Annotated in this window: 14 protein-coding genes; all 14 read left to right on the top strand. The window is 55.1% G+C overall.

Annotated features, from left to right (window positions below):
- The first annotated feature begins 12 nt into the window (after window positions 1-12).
- The 14 genes from BQ5383_RS19425 (at window position 13) to BQ5383_RS19360 (ending at window position 14,279) form a co-directional block, all read left to right on the top strand.
- Complete coding sequence (locus BQ5383_RS19425; RefSeq protein WP_071434811.1) at window positions 13-1,083, top strand: tetratricopeptide repeat protein; 1,071 nt, start codon at window positions 13-15, stop codon at window positions 1,081-1,083.
- Window positions 1,080-2,231, top strand: coding sequence for a tetratricopeptide repeat protein (locus tag BQ5383_RS19420; protein WP_071434809.1), 1,152 nt, complete (start codon window positions 1,080-1,082; stop codon window positions 2,229-2,231). Before BQ5383_RS19425 ends, BQ5383_RS19420 begins: the two co-directional genes overlap by 4 nt.
- A gap of 86 nt (window positions 2,232-2,317) precedes the next feature.
- Window positions 2,318-3,349, top strand: coding sequence for a CpaE/TadZ family protein (locus BQ5383_RS19415; RefSeq protein WP_071434807.1), 1,032 nt, complete (start codon window positions 2,318-2,320; stop codon window positions 3,347-3,349).
- A 20-nt stretch (window positions 3,350-3,369) separates the two neighbouring features.
- The gene (locus tag BQ5383_RS19410) at window positions 3,370-4,614 is read left to right on the top strand and encodes a TadA family conjugal transfer-associated ATPase (RefSeq protein WP_235822024.1); all 1,245 of its coding nucleotides are present in this window, start codon (window positions 3,370-3,372) and stop codon (window positions 4,612-4,614) included.
- Between the two features lie 2 nt (window positions 4,615-4,616).
- Entirely contained in the window at window positions 4,617-5,432 is an 816-nt protein-coding gene (locus BQ5383_RS19405; protein WP_083390085.1) for a type II secretion system F family protein, read from the top strand.
- Between the two features lie 13 nt (window positions 5,433-5,445).
- A complete protein-coding gene (locus BQ5383_RS19400; protein WP_071434805.1) occupies window positions 5,446-6,315 on the top strand; it encodes a type II secretion system F family protein in 870 nt (289 codons plus the stop codon).
- Between the two features lie 56 nt (window positions 6,316-6,371).
- On the top strand, window positions 6,372-6,554 hold the full coding sequence (locus BQ5383_RS19395; RefSeq protein WP_071434803.1) for a Flp1 family type IVb pilin: 183 nt from the start codon (window positions 6,372-6,374) through the stop codon (window positions 6,552-6,554).
- 90 nt (window positions 6,555-6,644) lie between these two features.
- Complete coding sequence (locus BQ5383_RS19390) at window positions 6,645-7,259, top strand: TadE family protein (protein WP_071434801.1); 615 nt, start codon at window positions 6,645-6,647, stop codon at window positions 7,257-7,259.
- A 2-nt stretch (window positions 7,260-7,261) separates the two neighbouring features.
- A complete protein-coding gene (locus BQ5383_RS19385; protein ID WP_071434799.1) occupies window positions 7,262-10,114 on the top strand; it encodes a DUF5702 domain-containing protein in 2,853 nt (950 codons plus the stop codon).
- 12 nt (window positions 10,115-10,126) lie between these two features.
- Window positions 10,127-10,819 carry a TadE/TadG family type IV pilus assembly protein gene (locus tag BQ5383_RS19380; RefSeq protein ID WP_071434797.1) on the top strand — a complete coding sequence of 231 codons (693 nt, stop codon included), beginning with the start codon at window positions 10,127-10,129 and terminating at the stop codon, window positions 10,817-10,819.
- Between the two features lie 17 nt (window positions 10,820-10,836).
- Window positions 10,837-11,454 (top strand): prepilin peptidase, encoded by a 618-nt coding sequence (locus BQ5383_RS19375; protein ID WP_071434795.1) that lies wholly within the window; start codon window positions 10,837-10,839, stop codon window positions 11,452-11,454.
- 18 nt (window positions 11,455-11,472) lie between these two features.
- Entirely contained in the window at window positions 11,473-12,993 is a 1,521-nt protein-coding gene (locus tag BQ5383_RS19370) for a DUF6382 domain-containing protein (RefSeq protein ID WP_071434793.1), read from the top strand.
- A gap of 4 nt (window positions 12,994-12,997) precedes the next feature.
- Entirely contained in the window at window positions 12,998-13,768 is a 771-nt protein-coding gene (locus BQ5383_RS19365; protein ID WP_071434791.1) for a PP2C family protein-serine/threonine phosphatase, read from the top strand.
- Between the two features lie 4 nt (window positions 13,769-13,772).
- Window positions 13,773-14,279 carry a prepilin peptidase gene (locus tag BQ5383_RS19360; protein WP_071434789.1) on the top strand — a complete coding sequence of 169 codons (507 nt, stop codon included), beginning with the start codon at window positions 13,773-13,775 and terminating at the stop codon, window positions 14,277-14,279.
- The last annotated feature ends 24 nt before the right edge of the window (window positions 14,280-14,303 follow it).

Raw genomic sequence — 14,303 nt, 5'->3', positions numbered from 1 at the left:
AGAGGTGGGTTTATGAAACGGGTATGGTGTATTCTGCTGGCAATCATGCTTTTGTCCGGACTATGCGGATGCGGAAAAAATATAGAAAAACAGTGGCAGGACCAGTATGATCTGGGTATCCGATATCTGTCGGAGGGCAACTACAAGGAAGCTGTCATTGCTTTTACCGCCGCCATCGAAATCGACCCCAAGAATCCCACAGCCTATCTTGGCCGTGCGCAGGCGACGGTTTTCTCCGGTGAAACAGATGAGAACCTGTCCGCTGCCCTGGCCGACTACGAAAAGGCTTTGGAACTGGGAGACAACAGCGGAGAAGTGTGGCTGGGTCTTGCGGATATTTACATCCGCCAGGGGGACTATGACAAGGCTTTGGAGATCCTCAAGGAGGGCTTGGATAAAACCGGCGGGGATGCAGCCATTGCCGACAAAATTGCCGAGATAGAGAGCGGGAACATCACCGATTCCTCCGGCAACACCCGGCGGATGTCCCAGTATGACGCCTCCGGCAATCTCACCTGGTACCATGAATATACTTATAATGCCCAGGGGAAGAAATCCAGCGTAACGGCCTATGACGCAAGGGGCGCACAGATCGGATATCTGGAGCTGACCTATGCGGCAGACGGACAATCTCTGAACACCTATGGCTGGTACAACGAGTCAGGAGAAGTTTTCGCCATTGTTTACGAGTATGACGCGGCAGGGCAAAAGAGCAAGGAGACCCGTTACGCAGCCGACGGCACCCTGGAGGACTACAGGACATTTGAGTATGACGGAGAGGGCAGGGAGATTCGGGAGAATGAATTCACCCCGGACGGTACGCCCAACGGTTATGTGACCACCGAATATGACGGGGATGGCCGCCGCGGCAAAGTTTCCTTTTATGATTCCAATGGTGTGATGGAGTGCTATCAGACCAGAGAGTATAACGACCAGGGAGATTTGATCCGATATTCTCAGTTTTCCGCTGATGGAACCACAGACTGGTACCAGATCTATGAATATGACGAAAGCGGAAAGCTCATCAGCGAAACCTGGTACAACAGCGACGGCACCGTTGAGAATGTCACCACCTATGAATGATTTTTACAAAAAACAAGGGATGTGTTGAAGTGCTAAAGCCTGTCCGCCTCTTTGACTTACTGCTGGTTCTGAGCCTGATGCTGATCCTTTGTTCCTGTGGAGCTGCCGGTGGGGCGTCCGCCATAACCGCTGAATCAACGTCTGCTTCTACGCTTACCTGGCAGGACCAGTATGATCTGGGTATTCGCTATCTGTCAGAGGGCAACTACGCTGAGGCCATTATCGCCTTCACTGCCGCCATTGAAATCGACCCCAAGAATCCCACAGCCTATCTTGGCCGTGCGCAGGCGACGGTTTTCTCCGGTGAAACAGATGAGAACCTGTCCGCCGCTTTGACCGACTATGAGAAGGCCAAGGAACTGGGAGACAACAGTTCCGACCTGTGGCTGGGTTTTGCTGATATCTATATCCGCCAGGGGGACTATGACAAGGCGCTGGAGATTTTGAAGGAGGGCCTGGACAAGACCGGCGGGGACGCAGCCATTGCCGACAAAATTGCGGAAATCGAGAGCGGAACCATTATTGATGCTTCCGGCAATGTCAGAAAAAAATCCGGCTATGATGAATCGGGTAATTTAATATGGTACCACCAATATACATATGATGCTCAGAGCAGGCAAGTTGCTATAACAGCATATAACGGAAACAACACACAAATTGGTTTTATAGAATTGACATATGATGAGGCAAACAGACCGCTGCAAACCTATAGTTATGTAGGTGAAACGGGAGAAATTTTCTGTGAGATAATGGAATATGACGAAGAAGGAAAGCTGGTAAGACAGGATTCATATAATTCAGACGGATCGTTGGACAGCTATTCTACTTATGAGTATGACCATCAGGGACGTGAAATCAGGGAAAATTCTTTTTCACCAGATGGGATAATGTGGTCATATGAAACAAGAATTTACGACGATGTAGGAAAAACATGTACAATAGCAAGATATGATGCGGATGGATATCTGCATGATACCCGTATTTCTGAATACAACGAAGCGGGAGAAAAAGTCAAAGACTCTCTCTATGGTTCGGATGGAACATTAAATTGGTATGATGTCTATGAATATGATGAAGCGGGTAACTTCATCAGTACGACCCGCTACAATTTTGATGGATCTGTTGAGTATGTCACCACCTACGAATGACCGCTTCCATCCTGGACAACCCTTTTTCTTTCATCAAAATATTATCCCCGTTTTGCAGGCGGGGCGCTGCTTGGAGGTCAGTACATATGCCGGTTAAAATTTTGTTTTGCAGCCAGGACCGTTATTTCGGAGATCATCTGAACCTGGCCCTCAGCGAGGACCCCCGCTCCTTTCAGGTGCTGTATTTCACCGACAGCCAGCGGGCGGTGGATTTTCTGGAGCGCTCCGGGGAGGAGGTCCAGTGCATTTTAGGTTCTCCCCGCTTTTTGAGGCTGATGGACCTCGCCGATGGCCTCCAGATCGCTCTGGGGGAGGAAACATCCCTGGAAGCTCCTTTGACGGTGAATATGTATCAGCGGCGTCAGGACCTGGTGGATGATCTGAAAAACATCCTCCGGGCCAACGATCTGCTGGCTGCCGCTTCGGTGCGCCACAGCAGCACCAAGATCCTCTCCTTTTTCTCCACCCAGGGAGGCAGCGGCAAAACCACCCTGGCCTATCTCACCGCCATCAAGGCGGCAGAGCAGGGAAAGACCGCCTATCTGAACCTGGAAACCGCTCCCTGTGTGGAGCCGCTGTACACCCCCTGCGGTACAGTGGGAGCGGAGGAATACATTTGTGCTGTCAAGGACCGGGAAGACCCCACCCGAACCATCCTACCCGCCCTTACCCGCAACAGCCATGGAGTCTTTGTGCTGCCCATTCCCGGCAGTATCCGGGACCAGCAGGACATCACCGGAGAAGACCTGGGGTATTTGCTGGAAATTCTGCTGCGGTATGGGGAGCTGGACTACATCATTTTGGACCTTTCTTCCACGCTGGGGGATCTTTCCCTCAAAGCTATGGAGCAAAGCGACCGGGTAGCCCTGGTGTACGGAGATGACCGGATGGGCGACAAAAAGCGGCAGCTGTTTTTGCAGGATCCCGGTTTCTCTGCCATGCCCTGCGCCGGCAAGGAGCTGATCGTAGGCAACCAGTGCCGCCAAAAATACACTGACGGCCGCTACAATGTGTCCTTTCCCCATTCCAATACCCTCACCCAGGTCTCCGATGTCCGGGTGGTGCTCCAGGGCAATCCGGATATGGAGAAGGGCTGCGCTGAACTGATCAACTTCTGAGGGAGAAAGGAGACGAGCCTGTGGATATCAAAAATATCCGGGAACAACTGATTGCCATGGTTTCCAGAAGGCTGGAAGGTACCCGGGAAATCTCCGACGAGCAGGTGCGCCAGACCGCTCAGGAGGTGCTTACCCAGCTGCTGGCGGGGGAATATCTCAGCGTCAATGACCGGCGGGAGCTGGTGTCGGGGGTTCTCAATCAGATGAAAAAGCTGGGGCCCCTTCAGCCGATTCTGGACGATAAAAATATCACCGAAATTATGATCAACGGTCCAGACAATATCTTTGTGGAGCAGTCGGGGCGGCTGCGGAAGCTGGATCTGCGCTTTGAAAGCCGCAGGCAGCTGGAGGATATCATCCAGCGGATCGTCTCCCGGGTCAACCGGACGGTGGACACCTCCAATCCCATCTGCGACGCCCGCCTGGAGGACGGTTCCCGTGTCAATGTGGTCCTTAATCCCATCGCCCTGGACGGTCCCGTGGTCACCATCCGGAAATTCCCGGAAAAGGTGCTCCAGTTCTCGGACCTGATCTCCTGGAAAGCCATCACCCCTGAGGCGGCGGAATTCCTTCAGGCAGCGGTGCGGGCCAAGTACAATATTTTCGTCAGCGGCGGTACCGGCTCCGGTAAAACCACCTTCCTCAACGCCCTGTCCAGCTTTATTCCCCCGGACGAGCGTATCATCACCATTGAGGACTCGGCGGAACTGCAGATCCGTACCATTCCCAATCTGGTGCGGCTGGAGACCAGAAACGCCAACACCGAGGGCAAGGGCGAGGTGACCATCCGGGATCTGATCCGTTCCTCCCTGCGTATGCGTCCCGAGCGCATCGTGGTGGGCGAGGTCCGCGGCGCGGAAGCGCTGGATATGCTCCAGGCCATGAATACCGGCCATGACGGTTCGCTGTCCACCGGCCATGCCAACTCTCCCCAGGATATGCTCTCCCGTTTGGAGACCATGGTCCTCACCGGGGCGGATTTCCCCATGGACGCCATCCGGCAGCAGATCGCCGCCGCCATCGATATCATCGTCCATTTGGGACGCCTCAGCGACAAGAGCCGCAAGACGTTGGATATTGTGGAACTGGTGGGTTATCACCACGGGGAATATGAGCTGAACCCCTTGTTCCATTTTGAGAAGGAGGGGACCGGCCCCAAGGGTGAGGTGCTGGGCAGCCTGCGCCGCACCGGAAACCCCATGCAGCATATGCAGAAGTTTGAAATGTCCGGCGTGGAAACCACCATCAACAGAGGGGTGCAGTGACAATGAGCAAAACGAAGGAACCAAAACAAAAGAGGGTCAAGGAGCCCCGCCGTCCCGAACGGACAGAAACCGGGGGCCTGGACTATTCGGTCTACTATATGAAACCGGGAGAATATCTGATGTATCTGCTGCTGGCGGCAGCGGCTCTGTTTGCCTTGGGCTATGTTTTTTACCGCTCGGTGATCCTGTCGGCGCTGGTGGCGCTGCTGGCCTTCCGGTTTCCGGCCATCCGCACCCGACAGATCATCGCTTCCCGGCGGCAGAAGCTCACGCTTCAGTTCAAGGATATGCTTTACAGCCTTTCCTCCGCCCTCTCTGCCGGCAATTCAGTGGAGCAAAGCATGAGCATTGTGCTGGAGGACATGGAGCGGCAGTATGTCAATCCCAACACCGCTATCATCCAGGAGCTGGAGCTGATGGTATCCAAGCTGTCCCTCAACCAGAATATTGAGGATTTGCTGCTGGATCTTTCCAACCGTTCCGGCATCGACGACATCCGCACCTTTGCCAATATTTTTGAGATTTCCAAGCGCACCGGCGGCAATCTCATTCAGATCATCCGCCAGACCTCCGATGTTATCAGCCAGAAGATCGAAACCAAGGTGGAGATCGATACCATGCTGGCGGAGAAAAAGATGGAGCAGAAGGTGTTGGCTGTCATGCCCATTCTGCTGATGTTCCTGCTCACCCAGACCACCGGAGACTTTATGGCGCCCCTCTTCAACAGCATCGGGGGACGGATTGTGAGCACCTTTGCCCTGGCGCTGATTTTTGTGGGATATCTGTGGGGCCTCAAGCTCACCGACATCACCGTTTAAGGAGGAAAGCAGAATGGAAAATCTCGTTTATATCCCCTTTCTGGTGTTGATGATCCTGTTTGCTCTGCTGTACTCCAAAGGGAAAAAGCAGTATGCCTCCTTTGTCAATGCCCTGGACAAGAAGGAATACAGCCTCAAGGACTTTATGCCGGTGGGCTTTTCCCTGATGGACCTGTCCCGGTACCGGTACGGCAGCAACCTGGACCGGCTGCTGCGGCGGCAGGTGGCGGAGCTGTATACAGCGGAGTATCAGGAGTTTTATCTGCGGGTCATCTGGGCCCAGGCGGTGACCAACGCCTTTCTGGGATTGCTGATGGGTTCCCTCTTTTTCGCGGCCATGGGCGGTGATCCGGTGATGCTGGGTGTGGGAGCGGCGCTGGCGGCGGCCCTGGCCTGGTCCGCCTTTGCCGATGTGAAAAACAAGGTGGAAAAGCGTCATCTCCAGGTAGCGGTGGATCTGCCGGACCTGACCAATCAGATCATTATCCTTTCCGGCGCGGGCCTGACCCTTCGGGGAGCCCTCATAAAAATCTCCAATGAGATGCAGATGGATACCCCTCTCTACCGGGCTTTGGGCCAGGTGGTGGAGAAGATGGAGCACGGCTCCACCGACGAAGAGGCGATGGATCAGCTGACAGTGGCCTGCAATATGCCGGAAGTGCGGCGGTTCGCGTCGGTGGTGCTGCAAAATATGCAGCGGGGCGGTCAGGACGTCCTTATCGCCCTGCGGGATATCGGCAAGGAGCTGTGGGACGGCCGTAAGGCAGCGGCCAAAAGGGTTGCCGAGGAAACCTCCACCAAGCTGCTGTTTCCCATGATGCTGATGCTCATTGCGGTGATCATCCTTGTGGCGGCTCCCGCCGTCATGGGAATGGCCATATAAACGGCGGGGTCTGGTTTGGCTTTCCGCCCAAGTTAAAAAGAAAGGAAGGAAACATCATGAAAGAGATGCTGCGTCGTTTCTGGAAGGAAGAGGACGGCTTCGGCACTGTGGAGCTGGTGATCCTCATTGGTATCCTGGTGGCTGTGGCGCTGATTTTCAGAGAAGCCATCATCAAGTTTGTCAAAGCTCTGATGGATAAGTTCTTCAATCCTGACAAAATCCCTGGCGTTGACGAGTAATGACTCCGGGCGGACCGGGCGGAGCCTGCGGCTGACGCTGAAAGGTTCCGTCCGGCCCCTAAAAAGCGCAATACCCAAAGGAGGATCTCTATGATGAGAAAGAAAAACAGAAAAAAAGGCTCCATGACGGTGGAAATGGCTATCCTGTTCCCGGTGGTTTTCTTTACCATTCTGGGGATTCTCTATATCTGTATCGTTCATTATCAGAACATTGTCGCCGGTACCGCCGCCATGCAGGCTGCGGCCAGGGGAGCCGCCTGCTGGGATAAGCTGGGCGGTCCGGGAGCCTGGGATTTCCAGACCAGTGACCCCTCTACCGAGGGGGGGCTGTTGGTGGCTTCCGACTACAGCGACCACGACCCCTACCGCTATATTTTGGATACCAAGTCGGAAAACCGGCTGAAAAATATCAAAGCCTATGCCGTCTGGCTGACCAGCGGAAATCCCTCGGTGATGGGGGAGGATGCCGGCAGTGAGGAACCTGTGGTGACCAAGGGCGGCAACATTCTGCAAAAATATGTCAGCGTCACCATCACCAAAAAGTATGTCAATCCCTTTGAGGACTTCATGGCCCAGGTAGGGCTGAGCGTACCGGCGGAAAACACTATCACCGCCTCGGCGCCGCTGAACACGCCGGGAGAATTCATCCGGAATGTGTCCTTTATTTACGATCTGGTCAAAGGTGTAGGGTATAAGGGGGATTGACCATGAAGTGGAAATGGAAAAAACGCTTAAACGGCGCCATCAGTATTTTTTTGGCCATCATTTTTGTGTCCAACTATGCCCTCATTGGTCTTTTGGTGGACAGCGGGCGGCTGAGGATGGCCCGGGCGGTATCGGAGGGGGCGCTGGACAGCGCTTCGGCTTCGGTGCTGTCCTACTATAATCAGATGCTTTATGATTTGTACGGTCTTTTTGCCACAGATTCCCTCAGCGAGGATAAAATCATAGAACTGCTTACGGACTACACTGAAAAGACCTTGGGTGTGGCGGAAGTGGATGAAAGCACAGTCAAATCCCTGGTTGCCGCTGTCACCAGCGCCATGGAAGGGGCGGCATCAGGAGAATCAGAGCAGTATTTTGATCTGTACAACTTTGATACCAATATTACTATGGTAGAAAATGAGTCGGTGACCTTAGCCAATACCGAAGCGGTGGAGGCTCAGATTATTGACCATATGAAATATCGGGCGCCCCAAGCCTTGGTGGGAGATATGGATGGCTTTGTGGAAAAGCTGGAGGGATTGTTTTCTCTTACTGAGCGGCTGGAGCTGACCAAGGACAAGCTGGAGACCACCAAGGGCAAGGAGCAGCTTTTTGCTGATTCCGCGGAGCTTATTCAGGATGTTGACGCCTTCAACAAGCGGCTGCTGGCCTATACCAGCGCGCCTCATCTTTCCCTGGCCACCGGTGGAGATACCCCCTATGATCCTTATGACTATTTGCGGGACCTGGATACCAAATTTGATGGAATTGAAAATCGAATGAATGAAGCGCTTGCGGAACTGGCTGAGGAAGAAGAGGAAGAAGAAGGCAGCGGCGAGAGTGAAGAGAGCATAAAGGCGCGGTTCCAACGGGAGTTTGAGGGAGCGGCTGATGCCCAGGCGCTGATATATGCCATGGCCTATAGCAATGCCGATGCCCTTCACCGCCAGGCAAATGGGCTCAGAGACCGGGCCTATGGCATTGCGGACCGGTATGAGAGCTATATCAATGAACTGAAGGGCAAACTCAATGAAGATCCGGACAACGAAAACTACAAGACAGTCTATCTGCCGGAGATCGAGCTGGCGGAAAGCTCCTGTGGTGAGATGCTCAAAAACATCGACCTGGTTCTGATGAGCCGGGCCTATACCGATAAGATCGCCGCCGACGCGGAGGATGCCCGGCGTACCTTTCAGGCCCTCAGCGCTCAGGTGATCGACTACCGGATAGATGGGGAAGATGGAGAAGGCAGTGTATCCAGCAGCCTGGAGACCATGGCCGCTAACCAGCTGGAACCCTTTGGCAAAGGAATGGGGATGCTGTTGGATGATTTGAAGGAAGCCCTCTCCACCCTGAATGAAATGGCCAAAACCTTCCGGGACCAGGAAGAAGTGACCATCAAGACGGTGGATTCTGATGGCGGCACCGCCAACAGCAAAACCGAGGAGAAGGTAAAAAAAGATGAACTGCGGGACCTGAAAAGTGAAGATCTCAGTGTACCCTATGAGACGGTAGAGGAAGAAGACTGGGATGAGAGCGTTACCACCACGATGGATTCGGAAGAAACCAGCGCTCTCATTGGAGCGGGACTGGATCTGATCAAAAAGATCGGAGAGGTGCTGGAAGGCGCCCGGGACAGCCTCTATATCAATGAATATGCCATTGCCTATTTCCCCAACTATGTCCAGCATTACAATGCCGTGGACAAGGATATTGCCAAGAATGCCCAAAATGCCTACCTGATGGATACCAGCAAATACTTTTATGAGTATAACGCCACCCAGGCGGAGCTGGAATACATCCTCACCGGTGACGCTGATACCGGAAGCAGTGTGGCTAATATTTCCGCCCGGCTGCTGGGTATTCGGATGGCGCTCAATACCGCTGCCATCTTCACTGACTCAGCCAAGGTGGCTCAGGCCAACGCGTTGGCAGCTTCTATCTCCGGCCCTTTCGCCCCTCTGGTTTCGGTAGGCCTGCTGATCGCCTGGGCACTGGCGGAATCGGTGTTGGATGTAGCCAGCCTGTTGGATGGCGAGGAGGTTGAGCTGTTTAAGCAAGGAAAATCCTGGAAGATGTCGGTAGAGGGTATTGTCAGCGAAGTGGTGGAGGAAGCGGTGGACTATGTAGGCGATGAAGTGACCGACGCTGTCAACGGCGCCATCAGCGATGCGGCGGGAGCGGTGGAACAGGTGGCAAACCGGGCGGTTTACGACGCTTTCCAGAAGGCTTCCTCCAGTGTGGAGGCTGCTTCCAGCGCCGCCCAGTCCACTTTGTCGGAATGGAGCCAGGAGCTGGGCTCTGCGGTGCCCGGAGTGGATGCCGGCACCGTCAGCAGTGCTTTCAACAGCGGTGTGGGAGCAGTGGAGAGCGAGGCCCTTTCCCTCATCGACAACACCCGGGACAAGGCGCTGGTGAAGGTCAACCAATCTGTTCGTTCGGTCAGCGACAAGCTTCAGGAGAAGGTCAATGGGCTTTCTGACGACCTGAAAAAGAAGGCCACCGAAGCCATCACAAACAGTCTGAACAAGATTCTTCCCAGCGGCCAGGTGGTCAACACCGGCAGCAATACCGGCGGTGTCTTTGAGGTGAAGCTGGATTACATGGATTACATGCGCATCTTCCTGCTTTTTGCCGGCAACAAGACCAAGGTGCAGCGGATCCAGCAGCTGATTCAGGCCAATCTCCGTTATGGTGGCCAGGAGGAGTTTGCCATGAACGGCTCCTACGTCTCCATCTCCAGCAAGCTGGACGGGCAGACCCGGTTTTTGTTTATGAGCGCGGCATTTCTGCCTGCCGACCTGAAGAGGGACGGAAAGATGGACTTTACTGTATACAGCCGCATGGGCTATTAAGGAGGGAACAGTATGGGTAAAAAACGAGGCTCCATCACAGTGGAAGCCGCCATTGTCCTTCCCTTTTATATCCTGCTGCTGACCTTTCTGGCCAATTTTCTCAATATTTATTATGTCCATCAGGTTATCCAGCATGGTCTCAACAGTGCCGGCTCCACCCTGGCTCAATACTGCTACGCCATCGACCTGACCCTGGGGATGGATCAGCTGACCCTTCAGGAGGAAACCAGCGCCAAGGCCCAGGAGCTGGGAGAGGCAGTCAACCAGTTTTATACGACTGCCGGGAACACCCTTTCCAGCTTTAACAGCGGAATCTCCCTGGATACCCTTCCCGGCCTGATTGAAAACGGCAAAAGCTTCGTCAGCGCCAGCGGCAATCTGGTGGACAAAATTCGGGGGATCACCGGGGATGATATGGCCAATCTGGTCCTCACCGGCATGGTGGAGACCGGCGGAGGAATGCTGGTGGAAGCGATGGTGGATGACTATCTGGATCAGATGAAGGTGAACCGGGACTGCATTTCCGGGGATATCGACTATGATCTGTATATTTCCACCGATGGCAGATATGATCTGATCCTTACGGCCACCTATTTGTACGACGATCCCTTTTTCTCCATCTTCACCGATGGCTTCCGGGTCAAACAGCAGGTGGTAGTCCATCCCTGGATCGGCGGCAGCACCCCCGGCCTGAGGGGCGGATAAAAGGGAGGATACAAGCGATGGATTATCTGTTGGGAGCTCTGGCGGGAGCGGTGAGCGGTCTGGCGGCGGCCTTCTTTGCTCAGGGAGGCTTCGCTGATTGGAAGCTGTTTGTACGCCTGAGCCGGATGAAAGGCCGCTGGCACCGTCAGCGCTGGCTGCTGGCCGGTGTGGGAGGAGTGATGGGGCTGTATCTGGTGTGGGTCTGCGGAGGACTGAGCCGGAGTACCGTGGGACTGCTTCTTCTTTCCGGGCTGCTGCTGGCGGCATCCGTCACCGACCTGCGGCGGCGGCAGATCCATATGGACTGTGTGCTGTGCTACAGCGGCCTTTTCCTTGTTTATCACCTGACGGCCTTTTCCCTGGCGGCAATGCTTTCCGCCCTTATCGGGGCGCTGGTGGGAACGGCAGTGCTGGGTCTGCCCCGATTGCTGAGGCCTCAGTCGGTAGGGGGCGGAGATGTTCTGCTGCTGGCAGCCTGCGGCTTCATTTCCGGTTTTCCGGGACTGCTGTATCTGCTGTTCCGGGGGATGCTGGCCATGGCGGTGTTCGGCGTGATACAGCTGATACGGAAAAAAGTTCAGGTAAAAAGCAGCTTGCCCCTGGCGCCTTTTCTGCTTTTTGGAGCTCTCATTTGATTGGATGGAGGAACAGTGATGAAAGCACAGATCAGCAAAATGGAATATATGGTCATCCAACCCCGTACCTATCTGGTGGCGGAGCTGGCGGAAGATGTGTGGCCGGTGGCCTATTGCGTTTCTATGGCGGAGCGCAATCAGATCCCCGGTCTGCTGCCAATGTATCGCCAAATGGTGGACAATCGGGTACGTCTTTGTTTTGATATTACAGGCAAAAAGCGTTTGACCGACCTGATTATGGAACAGAATCTGTCAGAGGAAGGGATCATACGGCTGCTGCGCAATCTCACCGAGGCGCTGCATAACCTGCCGGAATACTTCCTTCAGGCGAGCCATTGTCTGCTGGAAGGAGAATATACCTTTGCTGATCAGAAGCTGGAGGTTTACCTGCCCCTGGTGCCGCTGGAAAATGACCCGGGGGATGGCAGTGCCCAACTGCGGGATTACCTGATTCATCTGCTGGGCAGCTGTACTGCCAATGGGCGCTCCGGCAGCCGCCTCAATGAGGTGGTGGCTTATTTGATCCGTCCTGATTTTCAGCTGGAGGAACTGCGGAAGCTGCTGGAAAAGCTGTCCTCCGGCAGCTCCAGTTCTGCATCTCCCGTCCGGCACCCGGCGGAGCAGAGAACGGCAGCTCCTGTTGATCCTGCCGCTGCCCCGGTCAATTCTGTATCGCCGCAGCCTTCTGTCTCTCAGGGGGCGAGCGTGTCTGTTCCTGCTTCTGCCGATGGCGCACAGCCAGCAAAGAAGGGGTTCTCTGTCTTTGGGCATAAGGAGAAGGAGCCTAAAAAGCCCAAAGAAAAGAAGGAGAAAATAGCTCCTGCCGCGCCTAATCCCGGTTTTGCCGTGCCCGGTGCGGGTGGACCCGGCTTTGCTGTTCCAGGTGCGCCCGCACCGGCGGCGAAGAAGGCGGAAAAGGCTCCCGGCGGCTTTGCCATACCGGGAGGAGAGGTTTCCGCTCCGGCTCAGGAGGAAAAGAAAAAGGGCTTCCAGCTCTTCGGCAAAAAGGAAAAGGCCCCCAAGGAAAAAGCTGTGGTGGAGATGAATAAGGAACGCCATCTGGTGGCCGGGGATGGCCATGGTATGGGGCAGGCTGCCTATCCTCAGCAGTCTTATTCCCAGCAAGCTTATCAGCCTCCGGTCCAGCCCGCTCCCCACCAGGGGGCAGAACAGTGGCACGGTACCACCTTTTTGCAAATGGAGCAGAATCAGGGAGGAACCGCCTGCCTGACTGATGATATGCCCGGCATGGGCAGAAGCCTGACGGTAAGCTGTCAGGGAAGGCTGACGACCATCACCCATTTTCCCTTTACCATCGGGCGGATAGGCTGTGACCTCATTCTTCCTCAGCCTACAATATCCAAAAAGCATCTCACGCTGCTGGAGCAGGCAGGACAGTATTATGTTCAGGATGAGAACTCCAGCAATCATACCTATCTGGACGGACAGATGATTCCGCCCTATACCCCGGTGCTTCTGCCGGAGGAATGCCAGCTGAGGCTGGGTCGGGAGATCATCATCATCAAAACAGGTGTGTGACAGGATGAGCAAGTATTCATATCAGACCGGCTACATCACCCATGTGGGTAAAGTGCGCTCTGTCAATCAGGACAGTCTGCTGATCCGTCGGGGCAGTATTGACGGACAGGACTTTTTGCTGTTGGCGGTGGCGGACGGTATGGGAGGAATGTCCAGGGGCGAGGTGGCAAGCGGCTGCGCCACAGGACTATTGGATCAGTGGTGGTCTGAGCAGCTGCCCCAGCTGCTTTCCCATGGTCTTGACTGGCAGCAGGTGGAAAACAGCCTGACTGTAGCGGTGGAGCGGATCAACAGCACCATCCGCCAAAGCGGACAGGAGAATCCGGGCCAGGCAGGTACCACCCTGACAATGGCCTTTGTCTACCAGGGAGAATACCTTCTCTTTCAGGTAGGGGACAGCAGGGCCTATCTGGTTTGGGACGGTTCCCTCCGGCAGTTGACCAGAGATCAGACCTGGTGTGCCCGGGAGGTGGAGGCGGGACGTCTGAGCCGGGAGGAAGCGGCTGTCCACCCCATGCGCCATATGCTCATCAGCACCTTGGGCGTGCGGCCGGAATACATTTTGGAGCGTCTGCGGGGGAAGATCCCATCCGGCAGCGGTCTGCTGCTGTGCTCTGACGGCTTTTACCAGGAGCTGAATCCGGAGTGGCTGGGGAAAAATCCCCCCGCCTCTGTACAGACCTTGCTGGATCAGGTGTTGGCTCAGGAACTGGAAGGGGCCGCGTCGGATAATATTACTGCGATACTGGTGCGGGCGGCCAAAAGCTGGAGGTAAAAAGGTGGAACAGCTGCGGATATTGGTGCTGGCTCTGGGACTGGCCCTGGGAGTATGGAAGGATTTTACCGCCGGAAAGATTCCCAATAAACTTACAGTTCCTTTGGCTCTGGCAGGCTTTGGAATGTCCTTTTTTCTGGAAGGTCCGCTGGCATCAGCAGGGGGCTTTGCCGTGGGGACCCTGATGGGCATGGGCTGTTGGCTGCTGCACCTGTTTCGGGCGGGGGACGCAAAACTCCTGATGGCGCTGGGAGCGCTGATGGGTTGGCGATGGCTCTGCGGCTGCTTTTGCTGGTCCCTGGTGATCGGCGCGGCCCTGGGCCTTGCTTTGCTGCTGGGAAGGGGACAGCTGCGGCAGCGGATGCAGCGAATCTGGCATTATCTGAAGGGGCTCATCCTGCTGCGGTCCTTCCAGCCTTATGAACCTTTGGAGGGCACCCAGCGGGAGCTGCCCTTTTCACTGCCTATTGCTCTGGGTGCGGCAGCGGCCTGTTTTTTTCCTCTTTTCTGAGGGATGGGTCGCTGCGGCGCCTTG

The sequence above is a fragment of the Angelakisella massiliensis genome (genome assembly GCF_900104675.1).
Classification (GTDB): domain Bacteria; phylum Bacillota; class Clostridia; order Oscillospirales; family Ruminococcaceae; genus Angelakisella; species Angelakisella massiliensis.
This window is presented reverse-complemented; position numbering and strand designations above follow the sequence as displayed.

Bases quoted from the DNA above. Each gene is read 5' to 3' on its own strand.
- BQ5383_RS19395 (WP_071434803.1), top strand. From the start codon at position 6,372: ATGAAAGAGATGCTGCGTCGTTTCTGGAAGGAAGAGGACGGCTTCGGC.
- BQ5383_RS19400 (WP_071434805.1), top strand. From the start codon at position 5,446: ATGGAAAATCTCGTTTATATCCCCTTTCTGGTGTTGATGATCCTGTTT.
- BQ5383_RS19375 (WP_071434795.1), top strand. From the start codon at position 10,837: ATGGATTATCTGTTGGGAGCTCTGGCGGGAGCGGTGAGCGGTCTGGCG.
- BQ5383_RS19420 (WP_071434809.1), top strand. From the start codon at position 1,080: ATGATTTTTACAAAAAACAAGGGATGTGTTGAAGTGCTAAAGCCTGTC.
- BQ5383_RS19385 (WP_071434799.1), top strand. From the start codon at position 7,262: ATGAAGTGGAAATGGAAAAAACGCTTAAACGGCGCCATCAGTATTTTT.
- BQ5383_RS19425 (WP_071434811.1), top strand. From the start codon at position 13: ATGAAACGGGTATGGTGTATTCTGCTGGCAATCATGCTTTTGTCCGGA.
- BQ5383_RS19415 (WP_071434807.1), top strand. From the start codon at position 2,318: ATGCCGGTTAAAATTTTGTTTTGCAGCCAGGACCGTTATTTCGGAGAT.
- BQ5383_RS19365 (WP_071434791.1), top strand. From the start codon at position 12,998: ATGAGCAAGTATTCATATCAGACCGGCTACATCACCCATGTGGGTAAA.
- BQ5383_RS19405 (WP_083390085.1), top strand. From the start codon at position 4,617: ATGAGCAAAACGAAGGAACCAAAACAAAAGAGGGTCAAGGAGCCCCGC.
- BQ5383_RS19390 (WP_071434801.1), top strand. From the start codon at position 6,645: ATGATGAGAAAGAAAAACAGAAAAAAAGGCTCCATGACGGTGGAAATG.
- BQ5383_RS19380 (WP_071434797.1), top strand. From the start codon at position 10,127: ATGGGTAAAAAACGAGGCTCCATCACAGTGGAAGCCGCCATTGTCCTT.
- BQ5383_RS19370 (WP_071434793.1), top strand. From the start codon at position 11,473: ATGAAAGCACAGATCAGCAAAATGGAATATATGGTCATCCAACCCCGT.